Origin of the sequence: Enterobacter sp. BIDMC 29 (genome assembly GCF_019378755.1) — a bacterium.
Taxonomy (GTDB): domain Bacteria; phylum Pseudomonadota; class Gammaproteobacteria; order Enterobacterales; family Enterobacteriaceae; genus Enterobacter; species Enterobacter ludwigii.
On record NZ_CP080000.1, the window covers coordinates 3181519 to 3203006 of the forward strand.

Annotated in this window: 18 protein-coding genes and 1 tRNA gene; 12 read left to right on the top strand and 7 right to left on the bottom strand. The window is 53.6% G+C overall.

The features are described from left to right. The first annotated feature begins 251 nt into the window (after window positions 1–251). Window positions 252–965, top strand: a complete 714-nt coding sequence (locus JTA15_RS13930; protein WP_025203244.1) for a DUF554 domain-containing protein — start codon at window positions 252–254, stop codon at window positions 963–965. Window positions 966–1060: 95 nt separating this feature from the next. Then, window positions 1061–1136: transfer RNA gene (locus tag JTA15_RS13935), tRNA-Phe, on the top strand. Between the two features lie 54 nt (window positions 1137–1190). Here JTA15_RS13935 and JTA15_RS13940 read toward each other — a convergent pair. Further along, window positions 1191–1718: a LuxR C-terminal-related transcriptional regulator gene (locus JTA15_RS13940; protein ID WP_151887187.1), complete on the bottom strand. Its 528-nt coding sequence runs from the start codon at window positions 1716–1718 to the stop codon at window positions 1191–1193. Window positions 1719–2389: 671 nt separating this feature from the next. Here JTA15_RS13940 and pgaA point away from each other — a divergent pair. From pgaA to pgaD, 4 genes are read left to right on the top strand one after another with little or no spacing between them, the layout of a single operon-like run. Next, window positions 2390–4828: a poly-beta-1,6 N-acetyl-D-glucosamine export porin PgaA gene (pgaA, locus tag JTA15_RS13945; protein ID WP_219372416.1), complete on the top strand. Its 2439-nt coding sequence runs from the start codon at window positions 2390–2392 to the stop codon at window positions 4826–4828. 8 nt (window positions 4829–4836) lie between these two features. Next, a complete protein-coding gene (gene pgaB / locus JTA15_RS13950; RefSeq protein ID WP_219372417.1) occupies window positions 4837–6840 on the top strand; it encodes a poly-beta-1,6-N-acetyl-D-glucosamine N-deacetylase PgaB in 2004 nt (667 codons plus the stop codon). Then, the gene (pgaC, locus tag JTA15_RS13955) at window positions 6833–8164 is read left to right on the top strand and encodes a poly-beta-1,6-N-acetyl-D-glucosamine synthase (RefSeq protein ID WP_032678962.1); all 1332 of its coding nucleotides are present in this window, start codon (window positions 6833–6835) and stop codon (window positions 8162–8164) included. The genes pgaB and pgaC overlap by 8 nt, the downstream gene beginning before the upstream one ends. Next, complete coding sequence (gene pgaD / locus JTA15_RS13960; protein ID WP_014171599.1) at window positions 8161–8592, top strand: poly-beta-1,6-N-acetyl-D-glucosamine biosynthesis protein PgaD; 432 nt, start codon at window positions 8161–8163, stop codon at window positions 8590–8592. The genes pgaC and pgaD overlap by 4 nt, the downstream gene beginning before the upstream one ends. Before the next feature lie 65 nt (window positions 8593–8657). On the opposite strand, the gene gss is transcribed toward pgaD, so the two are convergent. Then, window positions 8658–10520 carry a bifunctional glutathionylspermidine amidase/synthase gene (gene gss / locus JTA15_RS13965; RefSeq protein ID WP_025203162.1) on the bottom strand — a complete coding sequence of 621 codons (1863 nt, stop codon included), beginning with the start codon at window positions 10518–10520 and terminating at the stop codon, window positions 8658–8660. A 213-nt stretch (window positions 10521–10733) separates the two neighbouring features. On the opposite strand from gss, the gene yghU reads away from it, so the two are divergent. Further along, entirely contained in the window at window positions 10734–11603 is an 870-nt protein-coding gene (gene yghU / locus JTA15_RS13970) for a glutathione-dependent disulfide-bond oxidoreductase (RefSeq protein WP_020883668.1), read from the top strand. A 160-nt stretch (window positions 11604–11763) separates the two neighbouring features. Further along, the gene (locus JTA15_RS13975) at window positions 11764–12096 is read left to right on the top strand and encodes a glycine zipper domain-containing protein (RefSeq protein ID WP_020883667.1); all 333 of its coding nucleotides are present in this window, start codon (window positions 11764–11766) and stop codon (window positions 12094–12096) included. An 80-nt stretch (window positions 12097–12176) separates the two neighbouring features. Here the strand turns inward: JTA15_RS13975 and JTA15_RS13980 are convergent, their stop codons facing one another. Beyond that, entirely contained in the window at window positions 12177–13724 is a 1548-nt protein-coding gene (locus tag JTA15_RS13980; RefSeq protein WP_032678967.1) for a methyl-accepting chemotaxis protein, read from the bottom strand. Window positions 13725–14277: 553 nt separating this feature from the next. On the opposite strand from JTA15_RS13980, the gene JTA15_RS13985 reads away from it, so the two are divergent. Further along, entirely contained in the window at window positions 14278–16824 is a 2547-nt protein-coding gene (locus tag JTA15_RS13985; protein ID WP_255580114.1) for an autotransporter outer membrane beta-barrel domain-containing protein, read from the top strand. 148 nt (window positions 16825–16972) lie between these two features. Beyond that, window positions 16973–18013 carry an aldo/keto reductase gene (locus tag JTA15_RS13990; RefSeq protein WP_032680300.1) on the top strand — a complete coding sequence of 347 codons (1041 nt, stop codon included), beginning with the start codon at window positions 16973–16975 and terminating at the stop codon, window positions 18011–18013. A 52-nt stretch (window positions 18014–18065) separates the two neighbouring features. Here the strand turns inward: JTA15_RS13990 and JTA15_RS13995 are convergent, their stop codons facing one another. Further along, the gene (locus JTA15_RS13995) at window positions 18066–18554 is read right to left on the bottom strand and encodes a TIGR00645 family protein (RefSeq protein WP_014171606.1); all 489 of its coding nucleotides are present in this window, start codon (window positions 18552–18554) and stop codon (window positions 18066–18068) included. Window positions 18555–18635: 81 nt separating this feature from the next. Beyond that, the gene (locus tag JTA15_RS14000) at window positions 18636–19139 is read right to left on the bottom strand and encodes an ESA_00282 family adhesion-associated protein (protein ID WP_020883663.1); all 504 of its coding nucleotides are present in this window, start codon (window positions 19137–19139) and stop codon (window positions 18636–18638) included. Window positions 19140–19241: 102 nt separating this feature from the next. Here JTA15_RS14000 and JTA15_RS14005 point away from each other — a divergent pair, with 102 nt between their 5' ends. Together JTA15_RS14005 and JTA15_RS14010 are read left to right on the top strand one after the other, a co-directional pair. Then, window positions 19242–19646 (top strand): hypothetical protein, encoded by a 405-nt coding sequence (locus JTA15_RS14005; protein WP_020883662.1) that lies wholly within the window; start codon window positions 19242–19244, stop codon window positions 19644–19646. Window position 19647: 1 nt separating this feature from the next. Further along, window positions 19648–20100 carry a cytoplasmic protein gene (locus JTA15_RS14010; protein WP_219372419.1) on the top strand — a complete coding sequence of 151 codons (453 nt, stop codon included), beginning with the start codon at window positions 19648–19650 and terminating at the stop codon, window positions 20098–20100. A gap of 45 nt (window positions 20101–20145) precedes the next feature. On the opposite strand, the gene exbD is transcribed toward JTA15_RS14010, so the two are convergent. Together exbD and exbB are read right to left on the bottom strand one after the other, a co-directional pair. Beyond that, complete coding sequence (gene exbD / locus JTA15_RS14015) at window positions 20146–20571, bottom strand: TonB system transport protein ExbD (RefSeq protein ID WP_014171610.1); 426 nt, start codon at window positions 20569–20571, stop codon at window positions 20146–20148. 4 nt (window positions 20572–20575) lie between these two features. After that, complete coding sequence (gene exbB / locus JTA15_RS14020; protein ID WP_014171611.1) at window positions 20576–21307, bottom strand: tol-pal system-associated acyl-CoA thioesterase; 732 nt, start codon at window positions 21305–21307, stop codon at window positions 20576–20578. Between the last annotated feature and the right edge of the window lie 181 nt (window positions 21308–21488).

Genomic DNA, 21488 nt, shown 5'->3' on the forward strand with positions numbered 1-21488 from the left:
GCAGTTACCCTCACCGAACGGTGAGACAGGAGTAGATAATATCGATACGGGTGAGCGTTCGCGCAGCGACAGACAACATCATCATTGGCGGCTCCGTACACAGGAAGGAGAAATTTCGCGCAATCATGTCACCTTTTATTTTGAGGTGCAAGAAGCAATCAGTATGCGTTAACCCGCCTAAACCTAAGCTTAACAGGCCCCTGGCGTGTCATAATCCTGCAATACCCATGATTAACTAACAGGAGTTCACGGTGGTTATCGGACCCTTTATCAATGCCGGTGCCGTATTGCTGGGCGGCGTACTTGGCGCCGTATTAAGTCAGCGGTTGCCGGAGCGTATTCGCTCTTCCATGCCCTCAATATTCGGCCTGGCCTCGTTAGGTATCGGCATTTTACTGGTGATCAAGTGCGCCAACCTGCCGGTGATGGTGCTTGCTACCCTGCTCGGCGCGCTCATTGGCGAGTTCTGCTATCTGGAAAAGGGTATTAACAATGCGGTCAGCAAAGCCAAAAACCTGATTGCCCACCCGGGCAAGGCGAAAAACGGCACTCACGAGTCGTTTATTCAGAACTACGTCGCGATAATTATTCTTTTTTGCGCCAGCGGCACAGGCATTTTCGGTTCAATGCAGGAAGGCATGACTGGCGACCCCAGCATATTGATTGCGAAGGCGTTTCTTGATTTCTTCACGGCCACCATTTTTGCCACGACCCTCGGCATCGCCGTCGCCGCGATTTGCGTGCCCATGCTGCTTATCCAGCTGGCCCTCGCTACCTGCGCCACACTGATCCTTCCTCTCACCACGCCGGCAATGATGGCCGACTTCACCGCCGTCGGTGGCCTGCTGCTGCTGGCGACAGGGCTGCGGATATGCGGAATAAAGATGTTTGCGGTGGTGAATATGCTGCCCGCGTTGTTGATTGCAATGCCGCTATCCGCGCTCTGGACGCACTTTTTTGCTTAAGTTTACGGCGAACTGGTGAGAGAGTGTGCAGTCCGTTACGAAAACAACAAATTTCGTTGACGGCAGAGGGCATATCAGGTTTAATGCGCCCCGTTGCCCGGATAGCTCAGTCGGTAGAGCAGGGGATTGAAAATCCCCGTGTCCTTGGTTCGATTCCGAGTCCGGGCACCACTCTTCAGAAAACCCGCCCTCGTGGCGGGTTTTTGCTTTTGGGGTAAAGCAAAGCTAGGGATCGTTCCCATCCGAATCCAGCAGTTTATTTTTAAAGATAAACAAACAAGCCTCGTTGAAGTTCTCTGCCCCCAGCCGTTCTGAGAGCGCGGTCCGTTTACGGTAGAGGCTTTTAATCGACGTATTCAGTTCCTGTGCCACCTCTTCCATCGCCATGCCAGCCCTGAGCAACCGCAGCATAATGGCTTCATGCGTGCTCAGCCGTACGTTCAGCAGCCACTTTGTTGTCAGACGTTTGCCCTTCATGTTGAGTACCAGGTTGAATAACGACGCCATATCGGGTGCCGTGAGCGACGTGTTCATAAACAACTTCATGCTGAGCAGATTCTCCTCGCGATGCCGCATATCGAGCATAACGCAGCAGATTGTTTTTTTCGTTCTGGCCGGATGGCGTATCAGGTAATCATATAAACGCAGCGGTGCACGGCTATCAATCAATACAGAATATTCATCTGCGCCGTTATCAAATATCTTTCTGTCAATGGAGTCCAGCAGGATTATATCCGGAAAAAATATCCTCATCCCCCTGACAAGGTAGCGATCCTGTGTCACTAACACTATTGAAGTTGCCACTAACCATCCCTTTTAGATTAAAGCAAGAACGACCCTTCGGAAAGAAGTCCGCCTTCGTTTTATAGCGCTTTTATATTAACGATAAATGTATTCTGGCTTTGATTGACCCTCAATTCGCACATTCATTGATACGCCTTCCCATAGACTATCATTCAATGGCTGCCATTAATTATAAGTAAAAAACAATCTCAGAAAAGTCACTTTTATGGATATTAAGAATTTTTGTCATGAAACTTCCCAAACATGCACCGGAAAGTACTTTAATTCACACCAATAAGGCACATTAAAAATATAAACAAATTTGTCACAATATAAATAAAAACCAATAAAATCATAAAATTACAAATATAAACTCATTTCAAAATAATCGTTTAGGACAGCTCATTACAGAATTATCTCAAAACAACCACCCTGCTTTTCAACATATTTATCTGCCAACATATCGGGTGTACATTACCAGCCACTTAGCCCTGACCATAAGGACCCATAATTACCTTTAAGTAAGTACCCCATAACGTAACTGCATTCAGATTAAACGTTCTCATTTATGGCCTTTAACCCCGTGCTTAAAGGCGGCCGTGTTATGCAATGGATTTATGATAAACAAATGGCAAATAGATATGGAAAGATCACTTCGCTTCAATACGTTATTCTTTTACCGCACTCCCGCTTTATTGTTTCTGTTATTACTTTTCCCCTTTCTGGTTCAGGCAGCAGAATCAGTATATGAACAACAGATTCAGCAGGCGCGTAACGGTAATTACGCACCTTTTCTGCAATATCTTCAGCGTTATCAGCAGCAACATGCCCTGACGCCTGAGCAGGTTGCGGACTGGTTGCAGGTGGCGTCCTGGGCGGGTCGTGATGACGACGTTATTCAGGTCTGGCTGCGTTATAAGGTCTATATGGCTCTTCCTGCCCGTGGCGTGGCTGCTGCTGCTCAGGCAAGGCGAAACCAAAAGGCGTGGCAACCTGCGTTAATGCTCTGGAAGGAGGCGTGTAACCTTGCACCGGATAACGACGATTATCGCATCGGCTACATCAAAACCCTCGCCGACGCCCGCATGGATACACTGGCTCTGCAGGAAGCCCGGCAACGGGTGGCGGAAAAGCCCTCTCTGGCTCACCTCCAGATGCTCTCTTATGTCTATTCACGCCTGGGGAAAAACCAGGAGCGGCTTTTAGCAGACATCCGCGCGTTGAATAGTGCGCCAGCGGATGACGCCCTTCGTACTGAGTTGATTGATGCGTTAACAGACAACCGGGCCGACACGCCTGCCCTGCGGCTTTCACAAACGGTGACGCTGCCCCCCGCGCAACGCCGCCGTCTGGCACTCAACGCCGCCGCCGAAATGGTACGCCTCGCCGATGTGCCTGCCCGTACTGAAACAGAGCGTTTGCAGCTCGCGCAAGCGGCGCTGAACCGCTATGACGAGCTGCTGTCCCGCTGGCAAAACGAACCTCAGGCAGCGGAGGACGTTATCCGGGCCCGTGTCGATCGGCTTGGTGCGCTTCACGCCCACGGTGATTATCCACAGGTCATCAGGGAATATCAGGCGTTAACGTCGGCTCAGCATCCCGTGCCGACCTGGGCAATTGGCTGGGTTATCTCCGCGTATCTGGAGGAGAAAAATGCCGATGCCGCCCTCTCGCTTCTCAAACGTTATCCAGACTATGCGCCGGATCCGCAGGACGACGATCATGCGCTTTTCTACGCCTGGCTGGATACCGGGCAGTATCAGGCCGCTCGCCAGTATGTTGAGAAGATAACCCGTAACACGCCCTGGACCCGCTACGATTTCGGTTCGCCAACCCCGCAACCCAACGATCAATGGCTCATCGGGCAGTCGCTCACCTTTAACTATTTGCTGATGACCAATGCCCTTCCGCAAGCCGAAAAGCTGGCGCAACGTCTGGCTGCGTCAGCGCCGGGAAATCAGGGATTACAGATTGATTACGCCACCTTACTTCAGGCGCGGGGTCTGCCGCGGGCGGCGGAGCAAAAGCTCAAAATGGCCGAGACGCTGGAGCCATCCAATATCGAGCTGGAACGGCAGCAGGCCTACGTCGCAATGGATCTGCAGGAGTGGCGACAGATGGATTTACTGGCCGATGACGTTATCGCCCGCGCGCCTGTCGACGGGAGCGCCCGACGTCTGGACAGGCTCAGAAACGTCCATCATCTGTCCGAACTGCGTCTGAACGCGGGCAAAGGACTGCACTCTGATAACCCCGTCAGCGGCACACACGATCTGAGCTGGGATGCCACGCTCTACGGTCCGCCCGTCGCGGATAACTGGCGGCTTTTTGGTGGAACCCGATTTGCGCAGGGCAATTTCGACGAAGGCAAAGGCAGCAGCCGCCACCTGTTTGCCGGCATCGAATGGCGGCCTCGCGACCTTCTGGTCGAAGCAGAACTCTCCGGTAACCATTATCACGGTGCAAACAAGCCCGGTGCTCGCCTCTCGGCGGCGTACAGCCTGAACGATAGCTGGCAGGTGGGCGGAAACCTTGAACGTCTTTCACGCACGACGCCTTTACGGGCACTGCGTAATGGCGTCAGCGCAAACCGGGGAGAAGGCTGGGTCCGCTGGTATCAAAACGAACGCCGTGAGTACCAGTTTAACGCTTCTGCCAGCCACTTTTCCGACCATAACCGCCGCCAGGAGTTCGCCCTTACGGGTAAAGAGCGGCTGTGGCAGACACCCACCCTGACGCTGGATCTCGAACCGGGTATATCAGCGAGTACTAACACCCTGCGGGACACGCTCTATTACAACCCGGAGCGGGATCTGTCCGTAACGGCAGCCCTGTCCGTCGATCATCAGATGTACCGCCATTACGACACGCTCTGGAGCCAGCAGGTCGTTCTCGGCGGCGGGGAATACTGGCAGAAAAATCAGCCTGCTGGTGCCATCGCCCTGCTGGGTTACGGGCAGCGCATTCAATGGAACAACGTCATTGATAGCGGCGTGATGCTGAACTGGGACAAGCGCCCTTTCGACGGTAAACGAGAAAGCAATCTCTCCGTCACGTTTGATGCGAATTTACGCTTTTAAGGATGAATATGCTGAACAAACGTTTTTCTGTGAGCCTGATAATTATCGGCTGGTTATGCCTCAGCGCGAGCGTCTGCGCTCAGGCCCTCTCGTTTATGTCCCCCCAGGAACGGCCACAGCCTGAGGCAAGTAAACCCTGGCCAAAAAACCATTTTCTGGTTCTGGCCTACCATGACGTTGAAGATGATGCAGCCGATCAGCGCTACCTGTCCGTTCGTACCAGCGCCCTAAACGAGCAGATCGGCTGGCTTGTGCATCACGGTTATCACGCCATTAGCGTGCAGGATATTCTGGATGCGCATGAGGGCAAAAAAACGCTGCCGCCCAGAGCCTATTTACTCAGCTTTGATGATGGCTACAGCAGTTTCTACACCCGCGTCTGGCCACTCCTTCAGGCCTGGAGCGTCCCTGCGCTGTGGGCACCGGTGGGCAGTTGGGTAGATACACCAGCGAATCAGCAGGTCAATTTCGGCGGACTGATGACGCCCCGCGAGCGCTTTGCAACCTGGGATATGGTGCGGGAGCTAAGCCAGTCTCCGCTGGTTGAGATTGGCTCGCATACCTGGGCTTCGCATTACGGCATACCGGCTAACCCACAGGGAAGCCGTGAACCCGCCATCGCCAACCGCTTTTACGATAAAGCGACGGGGCGTTATGAAACCGATCGGCAGTTCAACCAGCGGATCGCTGATGACGTGCGCAAAGTTACCGACAAAATTACCCGGGTGACGGGAAAAGCGCCCCGCGCCTGGGTCTGGCCCTATGGCGCCGCGAACGGCACATCGCTCGCCATCGCCAGAAAGCAAGGTTATCAGCTGGCCTTTACCCTTGAGGATGGGCTGGCGGATGTGCGCGATCTCGGCAATATTCCGCGTCTTTTGATTTCCGGAAATCCCTCGCTCAAATCCTTTGCCAGCACGGTCAGCCAGATTCAGGAGGCCGATCCCGTGCGCGTCATGCATGTCGATCTCGATTATGTCTACGATCCCGATCCGGCCCAGCAAACCAACAACATCAACAAACTTGTCCAGCGGGTTTACGACATGAAAATCAGTCATGTTTTCCTGCAGGCGTTTTCCGATCCAGTGGGCGATGGCACGATCAAAGCGCTCTACTTCCCTAACAGCCGGCTTCCGGTGCGCGCCGATCTGTTTAATTTTGTCGCCTGGCAGCTGCAAACCCGTGCAGGCGTAAAAGTCTATGCGTGGATGCCGGTGCTCTCTTTCGATCTCTCACCCGCACTCCCGCGGGTACAGCGCTGGGATCGTCAAACGGGCCAATTGCACGAGGCTACCGATCCCTATATCCGCCTCTCCCCGTGGAACCCCGAGGTTCGTCAGCAGGTCACGGAAATCTATGAAGATCTTGCCCGCTACGCCAGCTTCAATGGGATCTTATTTCACGACGATGCGGTGCTGACAGACTTTGAAGATGCCGGCCCGGATGCCCTGCGCGCCTGGAATAACCGCAGCATCGCCGCGATGCAACACGATCCGGCCGCCCTTCATGCCTGGAGTCGCTTTAAAAGTCAGACGCTCATCGGCTTTACCCGCAGCCTTAGCCAGGCGGTGAAAAACATACGCGGCCCGCAGATTAAAACTGCGCGGAATATGTTCGCCCTGCCCATCCTGCAGCCCGAGAGCGAAGCGTGGTTTGCACAAAATCTGGATGATTTTCTGATGACCTACGACTGGACGGTTCCGATGGCTATGCCGCTGATGGAATCCGTTCCGGCCGAGGAAAGCGATGCCTGGCTCACGCGGTTGATCGCCGCCGTTGCCGCACGGCCCGGTGCGCTCAATAAAACCCTTTTCGAGCTACAGGCCCGGGACTGGGAGCAGAAACCTCAACGTGCCGTGCCCGACACGCGTCTGGCGCAGTGGATGCGCGTTCTCCAGCTGAACGGCATCAAAAATTATGGTTACTACCCCGACGATTTCATCAACAACCAACCTGATATTTCACGCATCAGGCCTGAATTCTCTTCGTACTGGTACCCTGACAATGACTGATCGCATTATCGCATTCTCTATTTTATGCCTGGTATTCGGGTTGCCTCTGGGCGTGGCTGCCCTCTTTACCGGAGAACTGATTCTGGATTTTGTCTTCTTCTGGCCACTGTTCATGTCCGTGCTCTGGATAACCGGGGGGCTCTATTTCTGGTTTCAGCTTGAACGGCACTGGTCATGGGATAAGCAGACGCCCGCTCCCACGTTAGACGGCGATCCGTTAATTTCAATCCTGATCCCGTGTTTCAACGAGGAAAGAAATGCCCGGGAGACCATTAGCGCCGCGCTGGATCAGCGCTACCCCCATATCGAAGTTATCGCGATCAACGATGGTTCTTCCGACAACACCGCAGAGGTGCTGCAGCAGCTGGCGCAGGAACAGCCGCGCCTGCGCGTCATTCACCTCGCAGAAAATCAGGGAAAGGCGGTGGCGCTTAAGGCCGGTGCGGCGGCGGCGCGCGGCGATCTGCTGGTCTGTATTGATGGCGACGCCCTGCTCGATCGTGATACCGCAGCCTATCTGGTAGAGCCGCTGATTAAGTATCCCCACGTCGGGGCCGTCACCGGGAATCCGCGTATTCGCACACGATCAACGCTGATTGGCCGTATTCAGGTAGGCGAGTTCTCATCGATTATTGGTCTCATCAAACGGACACAGCGGATCTACGGCAGGGTCTTTACCGTCTCCGGGGTTATTGCGGCCTTTCGCCGGCAGGCGCTGGCAGATGTGGGGTACTGGAGCCCGGATATGATCACCGAAGATATCGACATCAGCTGGAAGCTTCAGCTTCGACACTGGGATATCTTTTTTGAGCCGCGGGCGCTGTGCTGGATCCTGATGCCAGAGACGTTAAAAGGTCTGTGGAAACAGCGTTTACGCTGGGCGCAGGGCGGTGCAGAGGTCTTTCTGGTTAACCTTCGTAAGATCGTGCGCTGGGAACATCATCGCATGTGGCCGCTGTTTTTAGAGTACGCGTTGTCAACGCTGTGGGCATTCGCCTATGCGGTGACCGTGTTGCTGTTCATTGTCAGCCATATCATTACGTTACCCACAAACCTGACCGTCGAGAGCCTGTTTCCCCCTGAATTTACCGGGTTGCTTCTGGGGGTCATGTGTCTGATGCAATTCCTCGTCAGTTTGTATATCGAGCGACGCTATGAAAGAAACGTGGCGAGTTCACTTTTCTGGGTGATCTGGTTCCCGATGGTGTACTGGATGATTGGTCTGTTCACCACCCTCGTCGCCTTTCCAAAAGTCATGCTTAAACGCCAGCGTGCACGTGCGCGCTGGATCAGTCCGGACCGGGGAAAAGGAAGCATTCAATGAACGAAAATACGCTAATTCTGACTGAACATCGGCTATTGCCCCGTCTTTTTGATGCGGTGCTGACGCTGCTGGCATGGGGAGGTTTTCTGTTTTTCCTCTATGCCAATCTGTGGATGCAGGTAACCGAGGAGAGCAACTACCGCTGGGGCATTATTATTGCCTCGTTTAATACGGTGCTGATCTATTTGCTGATCGCCGCGCTTAACGGCTGGTTGCTCATTCTGTGGTATCAGTACAATCGCCGTCGCGCTCAGGTAAGGCGGCGGCGTCCCGATGCCTGGCGTCACGATGAGCTGGCGAGAAGCTTTAACGTTCCCCCACAAATCATTTCAGAGATGAGTCAGTACAATTTGCTGACGGTCTATCATGACCAGATCGGCCGCATCATTGACCTGAAGATAAGTCAGCAGCACGACGAGCATCCCTGAGCCGCCAGAAAACGAAAAACACCCGCAAGGAACACTTGCGGGTGTGTGTTGACAGCCGGAACAGCTTACTTGTCTTTCACCACAATCAACGGTTCGATGTCGCTCTCTTTCTTCACCACCAGCGAATCATCCCCGCGCAGACAGGTGCCGCCGTAGTTACCGCCCACGGTAAACGTACAGACCTGGATATGCTTGCCATCCACCTTCGGCAGGCACCACAGCTGCTGGTAGATATTTTTGCGATCGACAAACTTGCCGCTCGACTTATCCAGCACTTCATCCCCGGCGCTAATCAGATCGATATTGCTGCCGCAGCGTCCGGCAATCGGTTTGATGGCGTAACCGGTCTGTTTCAGCAGGTCGTTAACCTCGAAATCGGTATCGAGCAGATAACGGTGATTCGGGAACAGCTGCCAGAGCACCGGGAGGATCGCCTTGTTGCCGGGAATAACCGTCCACAGCGGTTCGAACACCAGCACTTCCGGACGCAGCAGGACGTCAATCAGCCGTACGTCACCTGCCGGATGCCCGGTGCGGATCGGCACGGCGGCGTATTCGGTTTCGCTCACCTCGCGGATCTGCTCTATCGCCGTCTCCCACGCCCAGGTTTTCCACACGCAGTTAACGTGACGGCCTTCGTCGTCAATCAGTTGCCCGGCCGCATCCCAGCTGAGAGCGTTAAGCCCATGCAGAATTTTGGTTTCAAACCCGGCCTGCAGCAGAGAGCGCTGAATAAAGAGCGCGTGATAATCCTCTTCGACGTCATTGTCCTGCATGATGTGCACGAACGGACGCGCATGGCTGTGCTTCCACGCGCCGGTAAGTTCTTCCAGCAAACCTTCCGCCGGATTGTGGCCGTTACCTCGGTAACCGTTCTTCACCCACTCTTCGAGGATTAATCCCCCTTCCGTGTGGCAGGAGGCGGAATCGGCGTTGTACTCGTAAACCTTGATGCCACGCTCATCCATGCAGAAATCCATACGACCGGTGATCATATGGTGACGACGCCACTGCCATGAGAGGCGCAGACGCGGCCAGAGGATTTTAGGGATGTCAAAAAGCGCCAGTAAGTTATCGTCCTTCAGCACTTTGTCGGTCGCGTGCAGGTACATCAGGTGCAGTTCATTGGTCGCTTTGATCAGCTCCTGCTCGGCACTTTCGGTAATGGTAAAATACTGGCAGGGATCTTTATTGATAAAGTGGCCGTTTGCACGGACATACGCCTGCTGCAGGGCGTCGTTTTCGTTGAGCCATTTCCCGTCAAACTGACGTTTATTCTTCAGCCGCGCACCGCTGATTTTCAGCAGTTCACCGTCGAGTTCCGGCTGCGGGATGCTGTGCTCCGTGTCGTCCGTCTGGATCATCCAGCCGAGAATTTCGGTATCGTTAAAGGTGTCATGCAGCGTGTAAGTACCGTTCTCAACGGTCATTCGCAGCTCGCGCGTCCACTGCTGCCCGAGCGGGAGCGGAGAGTGAATAACGTTCTGCTCGGCAATGCGCACCTTATCGTCTAACAGTTGCGCGATCACGGCAACGTGGCCGGTCTCATGAAACTCCCCGCCCTTTTGCCAGATAAGCAACGCCCCGGCCTGCGGCGCACGTTTCGACCCATTGGCAAAGGCCTGAAGCGGCAGGATGTTATCGTTCACGACCTGGCGCAAAAAGCGCAGAGAGAAGATCTCCCACGCCATACCGACGTCGGTGAAAACACATCCATAATTGAGGAACAGAAAACGGCGGGCGAACTCAACACACTGCCACTTGTGGCCCATGTATTCATTGCCAATATAGCTGCGAAAATCCGCGTCTTCCGGATAACGACGCGGATCGAGACTGCCGTAGTTTGAAGAGTAAATCGCCACGCCACCCGGCGCATAACCTAATAACGTCCCGAATGGCGCGTCACTGCTTAACTTTCCTTTACGCATGTATCCAACCTAAGACGGGCAGGCGGCAATGTTGAAAGGGTTGTCGTCGTCTGCACGTTGTAATTAACCTGACAGAGGTGGGATTTATCATACACCCGTTCCGCTGTCTGTGTAGTGTGGCGCGAAGGGGAAATGTATTGCGCTCAGTTCGCTAAACCCTCCTATGAACTCCTGCTACACTCCCTCAACACATCACAAAAAAGGCAGGCCAACATGTCAGACGAAAATACCTATCAGCCACCCAAAGTGTGGGAATGGAAAAAGAACGGCGGCGGCGCGTTCGCCAATATTAACCGTCCGATCTCCGGTGCCACGCATGAGAAAGAGTTACCCGTGGGTTCGCATCCGCTGCAGCTCTATTCTCTGGGCACACCAAACGGGCAGAAAGTGACCATCATGCTGGAAGAGCTTCTGGCGCTTGGCGTGACGGGTGCCGAGTACGATGCATGGTTGATTCGCATTGGTGAAGGCGACCAGTTCTCCAGCGGCTTTGTTGAAGTGAACCCGAACTCGAAAATACCGGCGCTGCGTGACCACTCCACGACGCCACCCACGCGCGTATTTGAATCCGGCAGCATCCTGCTCTATCTGGCAGAGAAGTTCGGCCATTTCCTGCCAAAAGATCCGGCGGGACGTACGGAAACCCTGAACTGGCTGTTCTGGCTGCAGGGCGCGGCCCCGTTCCTCGGCGGCGGTTTCGGCCACTTCTATAACTACGCACCGGTGAAGATTGAGTACGCGATTGACCGCTTCACGATGGAAGCCAAACGCCTGTTCGACGTGCTGGATAAACAGCTGGCGCGTAGCCGCTACGTGGCCGGTGAAGAGTACACCATCGCCGATATGGCGGTCTGGCCGTGGTTCGGCTGCGTGGCGCTGGGTAGCGTGTATAACGCCGCCGAGTTCCTCGACGCTGAGAAGTACACCAACGTTCAGCGCTGGGCGAAAGATGTGGCACACCGCCCTGCCGTGAAGCGCGGGCGTATCGTTAACCGCACCAGCGGCGAGCTCAACGAGCAGCTCCACGAACGCCACGCGGCGAGCGACTTCGAGACCAATACGGAAGACAAGCGTCAGGCGTAATTCTCTGCCGGGCGGACCACCGCCCGGCAACAGGGATCCCTGCCAGGGGCATGATTTGCTTAAGGGTTGAGCCGGTATTACTGGCACTATGCGGACGTTTTTCTCAGATCAGATGACGAGAAAAACGGACTCAACCGACAGCAGTCACAAAGGATTTGTTATGAAATTGATGAAAACAGCGCTGATTATCAGCACCCTGATCTTTTCCACTTCTGGTATGGCGATAGATAAAACCGCCGCCGGTGCAGTGGCCGGTGCGGCAATTGGCGCAGCCACGGGCAAAGATTTGAAATCCACGGTAGGCGGTGCGGTCGTTGGCGCGGGTACCGGTGCGATGTTCAAAAACGGCGACAAAGGTAAAGCTGCGCGTAAAGGCGGTGCGGTGGGTGCCGTGGTGGGCGCAGGTGCTGCAGCGGTAACAGGCAACAGCGTACTGAAAGGGGCCGCCGTCGGTGCCGGCTCTGGCGCACTGATTGGTGAAGCCACCCACTGATAAGCGGCGGGCGGCGCTCCGTTTGGCTCGCCTGCATTTAACCGAAAAAAAGGCCGCACACGGCGGCCTTTTAGCAGTGTTTATGCCGAGAGGCGGAATTTCTGCACCGACCGCTGGAGCTCTTCGGTCTGACGTTCAAGCGCGGAGGCCGCTGCCGAGACCTCTTCCACAAGCGAGGCGTTTTGCTGTGTCACGCCATCCATTTGCGTGATAGCAATACCCACCTGCGAAATCCCCTTACTTTGCTCCTCAGACGCAGACGCGATTTGCTTCATGATGGTCGTCACTTCCGTCACATCACGCAAAATGGCATCCATGGTGGTGCCCGTGTCGCCCACCAGCTTTGCGCCCTGCTCTACGCGGGAAACGGAATCGGTAATCAATCCCTCAATTTCTTTTGCCGCGTTGGCGCTGCGGCTTGCCAGGTTACGCACCTCGCCGGCCACGACGGCAAACCCACGTCCCTGCTCGCCCGCGCGCGCCGCTTCCACGGCAGCGTTGAGCGCCAGGATATTGGTCTGGAAGGCAATGCTGTTGATCACATTGGTGATTTCAGCAATCTTCTTCGAGCTCTCAGAAATACCGCTCATGGTGGTCACCACCTCTTCCACCAGCGAGCCGCCGCGGCTGGCCGTTGTTGACGCCACATCCGCCAGCTGGCTGGCCTGACGCGCACTTTCCGCGTTCAGCTTCACGGTGGCGGTCAGCTGTTCCATGCTGGCCGCCGTCTCTTCCAGTGCGGCAGCCTGCTCTTCGGTACGGGACGAGAGATCGTTATTACCGCTGGAGATTTCCGTCGCGCCGCGCCAGATATTCTCGCTGCCGGAGCGAATAGAGCTCACCGCTTCTCGCAGGCTATCCTGCATCGCGCTCAGCAGAGGAACCAGTTGACCCACGCAGTTGCGACCGAACGGTTCAATCGGTTGACTGAGATCGCCCTGGGCAATCTGGCGGAACTGCTGGCGAATGCGAGCCAGCGGTTTTACCAGCATCGCCACCAGGTAACGGTCGGTGAAGAGCAGTATTAACAGGCCAATAATCGTGGCGGTGATAATCACCGTGCGGGTCATGCTGGTCAGGCTGTCTACGACGACTCGGGTGCTGTCGAGTGCCCGGGCGGCCGCGTTGTTAAAGTTCTCCGCAGCAGCACCAAACGCACGACTCAGCGGAGGGGTGATGTTATTCGCCTGCTGACGGTAGCCCTCCAGAGAGGACTGCTTCGCCTGCTGCATTTGCGGCGTTACGCCCTGCTCAAGCAAAGCCTGCCAGCTACCGATCACCTGAGCTGAAACTTGCTCATCCATCGGTCCTGGTGAGATTGCCTTCATCTCAGCCAGTTTCTTCCCCATATTGTCCAGCGCCTGCTGGGCAGGGGCCAGGTCCGGTGTGCCGCCCGCGGCTTTCACTTCCATCGCGCGACTCAACCGGGTTACAAAGCGAAAATACTGATCGTTACCCTGACTGAGTATGGTCATCTGTTTGACCAGCTGGCGATCCACCTCATTGCCCTCTGATACCCGTGACAGAGACCAGGTGCTGTAAAGCCCCACGCCCGCCCACATTAAACAAAAGATCCCGAGAATCGTCAGCATGACGAAACGGATCGTGAAATTACGCAACATATTCATAAGTCTTCCTTGCCGTGAGGGTGAATTCGCCCAGAGGCGAGTCTTACCCTCGTTATCGGCAGGAATGAGCAAATTCATCACCTTTCACGCATTATTTTTATTAAAATTTTTACTGCCCCTGCATTCATTCAGAAAAAAGAGACACTTTCGAAGGGGAAAATTACCCTGCTAAGAATGTGTTTTACTTTGTCAGTGGATAAATAAATGTAAAACTGCAGCGCATTAAATTAACGGCCATACCTCCTGAGGAGTACATCATCAACAGGTTGCGTCAATCAATAGCGCTACCCTTTCGCGAAAACCCGCTTAATTTGCAGGGTAACTATTCAGTTCTATTTATCACATAAATATATTAACACCTAATTATCAGATTTCCTGATTTAAATACCCCAATAACTTACCTCCCCATTTTTCAAATTTCATTACATCCTTCACTTATGAGAAATTTCTTAAATTAAATAAATTCCTTTACAAGGATGTCGACGATTTTTTATTAACGGAGTTTCAGATGCGTAAATTTATGAACCGCACATTGCTTTCGCAGTGTGTCTTAATGGCTTTAACCTCTTTCGGTACCCAGGCAGCAATGACGGCAGCGACACCGTGTGAGGATGGCGTGACGACGCAAACCTGTGGATTAACGAAATATACCGATGACAGCTTTTATCAAAATCCCGGTGTGACAAATGCGGTTATGGCCGACGCCACGGCGAATAATATTTTCATGGATGGTCATCGAGGTGATGGCGACACGCAGTCATTAACGGTATCCGGAACGGATATGTCAGGCCACTATATCCAGGGAAGCAACGGCGGTACCGCGAATATCACCCTGAATAACGGCGCTACGGCCGATATGATTGAAGTCGGTAGCGGAGGCGCGACCACCAATACCACCGTGACGGTTGATGGCGCGACGCTGAACGGTGAAAACAGCACAGGCAATTACCAGCGTGATAAAACCTATATGATGGGCTCAGCGATTTATCTCGATCCACTGGATAAAGGCTACCACACCGTCAATATTGAGAATGGGAGCGTGCTGCACGGCAGCATTGTAAGCGCCGGTGCTGGCGAACAGGATATTACCCTCAGCAACAGTACAATGGATAAGGGCGGTATTTATGCAGGGAGCGATCAATCAAATACCCGCATTACGCTGACCGGAGCCACCGTCGATGCCTCGCAGAGTGAAATCGCGCAGAACATGGGCGACCTGGCCGAAAAACTCAGCGCGTATAAGCCGTTCAGTGACATCAACCTGGATGGCGTGGGCGATCTTGCCATCGCCATGTACGGCACCCAGGCCGATTCCCTGGCCCTGAATAACAGTACCGTCACTGGCGATATTGGCGTTATTAATGAAAAGGGGTCGACATCACTTACGTTTACTAATAAGAGCGTCGTGAATGGCAATATTACCCTGAACGGCAGTTCAGCGAATTCTGTTCTGGTGGATAACAGCACCATTAATGGTGCGGTAAATACCGGTCAAAACAGCGGCAATACCACCATCACGCTGCAAAACGATGCCACCGTAAATGGTGATATTACAACCGGTGCGGGCGATGATACGGTCGTGCTGACCAATAATTCTCATGTTAACGGCAATGTTGATGGCGGTGACGGTAGCGACACGCTGTCAATGGATGCCGGCAGTTCTGTTTCTGGTGAAATTAGTCAGTTCGAGACGGTGAACACGACCAGCAATAACAGCATCGCCATTGATAAAATTAACGATGCCACCAGCTGGAGTTTACAAAATGGCTCAACGCTTGTCGCTACAACCACCGGCAGTAATGCGATGGTAAATATGAGCACCGACAGCTTTGTTGATTTCGGCAATATCACCGGGGTTAATAACGCCGTTGTCGTCAACAGCATTACTCCCTCGGCACAAAATCAGCAGAACGTGATTCTGGGTACGTTCACCACTTCAGGCACCAGCACCCCGCAAAATTATGCGGCGGCCACCTTCACAAATGGCCAACAGAATGTTGAAAACCGTAGCGGCGCTTATAACTATGACAACAGTCTGAATATTGTGGCCGTAGATACCGCGCCGCAGACACGCCTTACCGCCGATAATACGCAGTCGTGGAATATCGAATTTAACAGCCAGAAGGGCAGCCTCGCGAGCGACGTTCAGGGCCTTGTTGCCGGTCTGGACGCTGCCGAGCAGGCCGGACATCAGGTGGCTGATGATATCAGCAACCATATGAATCAGGTGCATCTGGCTAACCTGCTCGGCAAGCAGGAGGAAGGTGCGCAGGTCTGGGGTGATTTCCTCTATCAGAATGGCAATTTCAGCAATGATGTTGACTATAAGAGCATCACCCAGGGCGCTCAGGGTGGCGTGGACTGGACGGCGCATCTGGACAACGGTGATAGCGTCACTGGCGGTATTGCACTGGCATGGACACGCAGCCGCGTGCAGGATACCCATGACGGCGCTGATAGCTTTAATGACAGCGTCTACGGTAATTACTACAGCCTGTACGGTGGCTGGCAGCAGGCGCTTAACGGCAGAATATGGGGTATGTTTGCCGACGGTAGCTTCAGCTATGGCGATATGCGGTACACCCTGTCTGCGAATAACGTGACGGGGAATACCAGCGGCATGACCGAAGCACTGCACGGTTCGACGGATGGCACCCTGTATATGGCGCAGGCGCGTACCGGTGTGAACGTGTTGCTGCCAGGTGAAACCCTGCTGCAACCTTACGCCACCTTAGGCTGGGATCAAACCAAAGCAAACGGCTTCTCCGACAGTGAAGTGACCTTCGCCGACAGTCAGGTCTCTTCCTGGAACAGTGGGGTCGGGTTGAGACTCACCACAACGCTTCGCGATCTGAACAAGAACGTGCAGATGATGCCGTGGATCGACGCACGCTTCCAGAAAGAGTTCAGCGACGATACTGATATTCAGGCGGCGGATTACCACACCACCTCCGGCCATAACAACACGATGGGGATCTTCGGAGCAGGCATCAATGCAACCATCGCGCATAACTTCACGCTCAATACCGGGGTGTATGTCGGCACCGGTGACGTGGACAACGATGCCAGCGTGCAGGCGGGGATGAGCTACAGCTTCTGACGAGTGAACGCCCGGTCAGTCTGATGCTGCCGGGCTTTAATCATTCAGGGTGATCAGGCATGTCATCGCTTATCAACAGGATTTGTGATTTGATAAGCACAGAATGAAAACGTTGTTTCGAAAATTCATCGACAAGAAAGGAGACATCATGTCCTGGCACCCTTACCCCGCCCGCTACGAAAATATGCAGTACCGCTACTGCGGAAAAAGCGGCCTGCGCCTGCCGGCGCTGTCACTTGGTCTGTGGCATAGTTTCGGCCACGTACAGCCTCTCGACTCTCAGCGGGCGCTGTTGCATAAAGCCTTCGACCTCGGCATTACCCATTTCGATCTTGCCAACAACTACGGCCCGCCGGCGGGAAGCGCGGAAGAAAACATGGGTCGTCTGCTGCGGGAAGATTTTGCCGCGTATCGCGATGAACTGATCATCTCAACCAAAGCAGGCTATGACATGTGGCCGGGGCCGTATGGGTCGGGCGGGTCGCGTAAATACCTGCTCGCCAGCCTCGATCAGAGCCTCAAGCGCATGGGGCTGGAGTATGTGGATATTTTCTATTCTCACCGCGTGGATGAAAATACGCCGATGGAAGAGACCGCCGCTGCGCTGGCCCAGGCCGTGCAGAGCGGTAAAGCGCTGTATGTCGGTATCTCTTCCTACTCCACGGAGCGCACCCAGAAAATGGCGGACCTGTTACGTGAGTGGAAGATCCCGCTGCTTATCCACCAGCCATCTTACAACCTGCTCAACCGCTGGGTCGATCACACCGGCCTGCTGGATACGCTTGAGAAAAACGGGGCGGGTTGCATTGCGTTTACGCCGCTGGCGCAGGGTCTGCTGACTGGAAAATACCTGAACGGTATTCCTGAAGATTCTCGTATGCAGCGTGAAGGCAAGAAGGTGCGCGGTCTGACGGAAAACATGCTGACTGAAGCCAACCTGAACAGCCTGCGTTTACTGAATGAGATGGCACAGGCCCGTGGTCAGACGATGGCGCAAATGGCGCTGAGCTGGCTGCTGAAGGATGAACGCGTGACATCCGTACTGATTGGTGCGAGCCGTCCGGAGCAGATCGAAGAGAACGTGCAGGCCCTGAATAACCTGCGCTTTAGCGACGATGAGCTGAAAAGGATTGACCAGCATGTTGCGGATGGGGAATTGAATTTGTGGCAGGCATCGTCGGATAAATAGCGCGGTCTGTCGCGCTCACGCCCCCCTCTCCCCTGGGAAGAGGGGGGGGAAATTACTTCTTACTGATCTTATCCAGATACCCCATCACGAACGCAGACAGCACAAACGTCAGATGGATAATCACATACCACATCAGTTTGTTGTCCGGGACATTCTTGGCGTCCATGAATACGCGTAGCAGGTGGATAGATGAGATAGCCACAATCGACGCGGCCACTTTATTCTTCAGCGACGAGGCATCCATTTTGCCCAGCCAGTTGAGCTTCTCTTTGCGCTCGTCGATATCGAGCTGTGAGACAAAGTTCTCATAGCCGGAGAACATCACCATCACCAGTAATCCGCCCACCAGCGTCATATCCACCAGCGAAAGCAGAACCAGAATCAAATCTGCTTCGGCAATGGAAAAGATGTTCGGCAGAACATGCAAGATTTCCTGGAAAAACTTAATCGTCAGCGCAATCAGCGCCAGCGAAAGGCCAAAATAGACGGGTGCCAGTATCCAGCGAGAGGCGTACATCGCGTTTTCAAAGAAGCGTTCCATAAAGTCCTGTCTGCAAACGAAACCAGCGCCCAGTATATCTCAACGGCGCTGACTGTTTGCAACAACTCACTCGTTGTACGTTCAGACATTGTCAGGATTAACGTCCGGGCGCGCGTACTCCGGCCAGACCAGCACCACCAGTTCCGGATACGCCTCCAGGCTGAACTCACGAAAACACTGGCGCAGGTTTAATACGTCCAGATCGGAACAGGAGACCTTCTCACCGTTAAGGCAACGCTTTTTGATATTGTCATAATATTTATACACCGCGGAATTCAGGTCGCTGCAGCGGCGCTGCGCTTCAAACAACCCAGGCGTGTCATTAATTTCCGACATTTTCATTCGCTTAATTGTCGCGTGCAAAAAGTCGATATATTCATGGTTCACCCGCCAGTACCAAACCGGTGTAACCGAGTTCATCAATACGGAGAAATGGTCTTCACCTTCCTCTTTTGTCATCAGTTCAGGTAGCGGAGGTTCACTGGCGTCTTTCGACACTTGCGTTTTATTGAACTCCTGCATCAATAAAAGAACACCAGCGGTCAGTAATAGTAATGTGATGACCGTAAAAAAAATGCTGTTCATGGGTAGGCTCCATTTTTTTTGATTTTAAAATTGCCTCATGATATTGTCAACGAATCTCACGCCTTTACCAACCCCACCCTGTTGTAATTAAAGGAAATTAAAATGCTGCCCGACTACCTCGTCCCGGCTAAGTACCACATTGCGCCTGTGGAACAGCAAACGACGGAAGCAGAAAAAGAGGCTAATTTCACTCAGGGGAAAAGAAAGCTCTCTGATTACGAGTCTGACATATTAATAGGCGTTTCTCGCACCGGTAAATCCCGTAATATGTTACTGGAAGAGCACGACCGTCATATAAAGGACCGGTTATTTCGCGCCGTTAAAATAGAAGCCTTTGTCCACCTGCTGAATGACCTGCAGGCCGAAGGTGAAATAGATGCCCAGAAACTAAGTCAAATAATCGCGGAAAAAACCAAAGAAATAAACGAAGCCGGCAATGAAATTTGGCTTAATCTAATTACGCGTGAAACCAACAACCCTATATTTTATAACCTGGGGGAAGAGTAACGTGACAGAAATTAAAGATAACGACGTTTATTTGGCTTTAGATAACAAAAAAAGTGATGAATTTATCTTAAAGCAGAATCTCGATGCACTGCGAAACACAAAAAATGCCGAGATGACGCGAATAACTCAGGACCTGGTATCGATCCCGGCGACGCTGGTACGCCTGAAATGGCATAATCGCCGCGAGATTTATCCTCTGCAGGTGAAGGAAGAGATATACGGCGCGGTGATGAATACCCTCATCGAACAGCGGCCTGAGCTGAAAGAGAAGCTTCTCGGGCGTCTGGAGGCCAATTATCAGTATCTGCTCGCCAGAGAAGTGGCCACCCTGCGTCTGATGCGCAAACTGTCTGACGGCGAGTACCGCACGTCAAACGTCACCTGCGTTGCGCTTGATGAAGACGCGCTGGCGTCCCACGCGCCTGCGCCTGCGTCCACTGAGACAAAAAACTGATCGCCCGACACGCATAAAAAAAGCCGGCTTTCGCCAGCTTCTTTGTTATTTCGCGGCCGCTTTCTCTTCGCCGACCAGCCCAATCTTGAGATAACCCGCCTGATGCAGCGTGTCCATTACCTTCATCATGGTTTCGTAATCGACGGTTTTATCCGCGCGGAAGAAGACCGTGGTGTCTTTCTTGCCGCCGGTGAGCTGATCCAGCGCCGGGATAACAGACTGATCCGTCACCGGGTCGTTGCCGAGGAACATCGATTTATCCGCTTTCACCGACAAATAGACAGGTTTCTCAGGACGCGGCTGCGGCTGGCTGGAAGAGGCAGGCAGATTCACCTTCACGTCGACCGTCGCCAGCGGCGCAGCCACCATGAAGATAATCAGCAGAACCAGCATGACGTCGATAAACGGCGTCACGTTGATTTCATGCATTTCGCCGTTATCGTCCAGATTTTCGTTAAGACGCATCGCCATACAATCAACCTACGCGCAGTTTAGACGCCGCATGCACCGGTTTAACGGAGCTGGCATTGAGGTCAAGATCGCGGCTTTGCAGCAATAGCACCTGCGCGGCGACGTCACCGAGCGTGGCTTTATAGTTGCCAATCATACGCGCGAAGATGTTATAGATGACGACCGCAGGAATGGCCGCGACCAGACCGATTGCGGTCGCCAGCAGCGCTTCGGCAATCCCTGGCGCAACCACCGCCAGGTTGGTGGTCTGCGTCTGCGCAATGCCGATAAAGCTGTTCATGATGCCCCAGACCGTACCGAACAGACCGATGAACGGTGAGATCGCCCCGATAGTGGCCAGATAACCGTTACCGCGGCCCATATGGCGGCCAACGGCAGCAACGCGACGCTCCAGGCGGAAGCCGGTACGTTCTTTAATGCCTTCGTTATCTTCACTGCCTGCGGAGAGTTCCAGCTCGTTCTGTGCTTCGTTGACTAACAGGGTGGTCAGGCTTTTTCCATGGAAGGATGAGGTCATGTCTAAGGCCTGATCCAGGGAGCGGGCTTCAGCCAGTTGCTGTTGTTCCCGCTTGAGGCGACGCTTCTGCGACAGCAGTTCGACGCTCTTACTGAAGAAGATAGCCCAGGTGATCACGGACGCCAGAACCAGGCCGATCATCACAATCTTAACCACGATGTCAGCATGATGATACATGCCCCAGACGGAGAGATCCGTCTGCATCAAATTATTACCCACTCTGTATCTCCAGGACGCAAATCACAAAATCTGACCGTAATAATATCAAAACGCCGTCGAATTGATAGTAGTTCTCATTAGTATTTACATAGTGCCGTAATTTTCGTTCACTTTCCTTGCGCTTACGCAGTAAAAATTTCTTATGCGTATTTTTGCTAATATTTTCTGCTTATTCGATAAG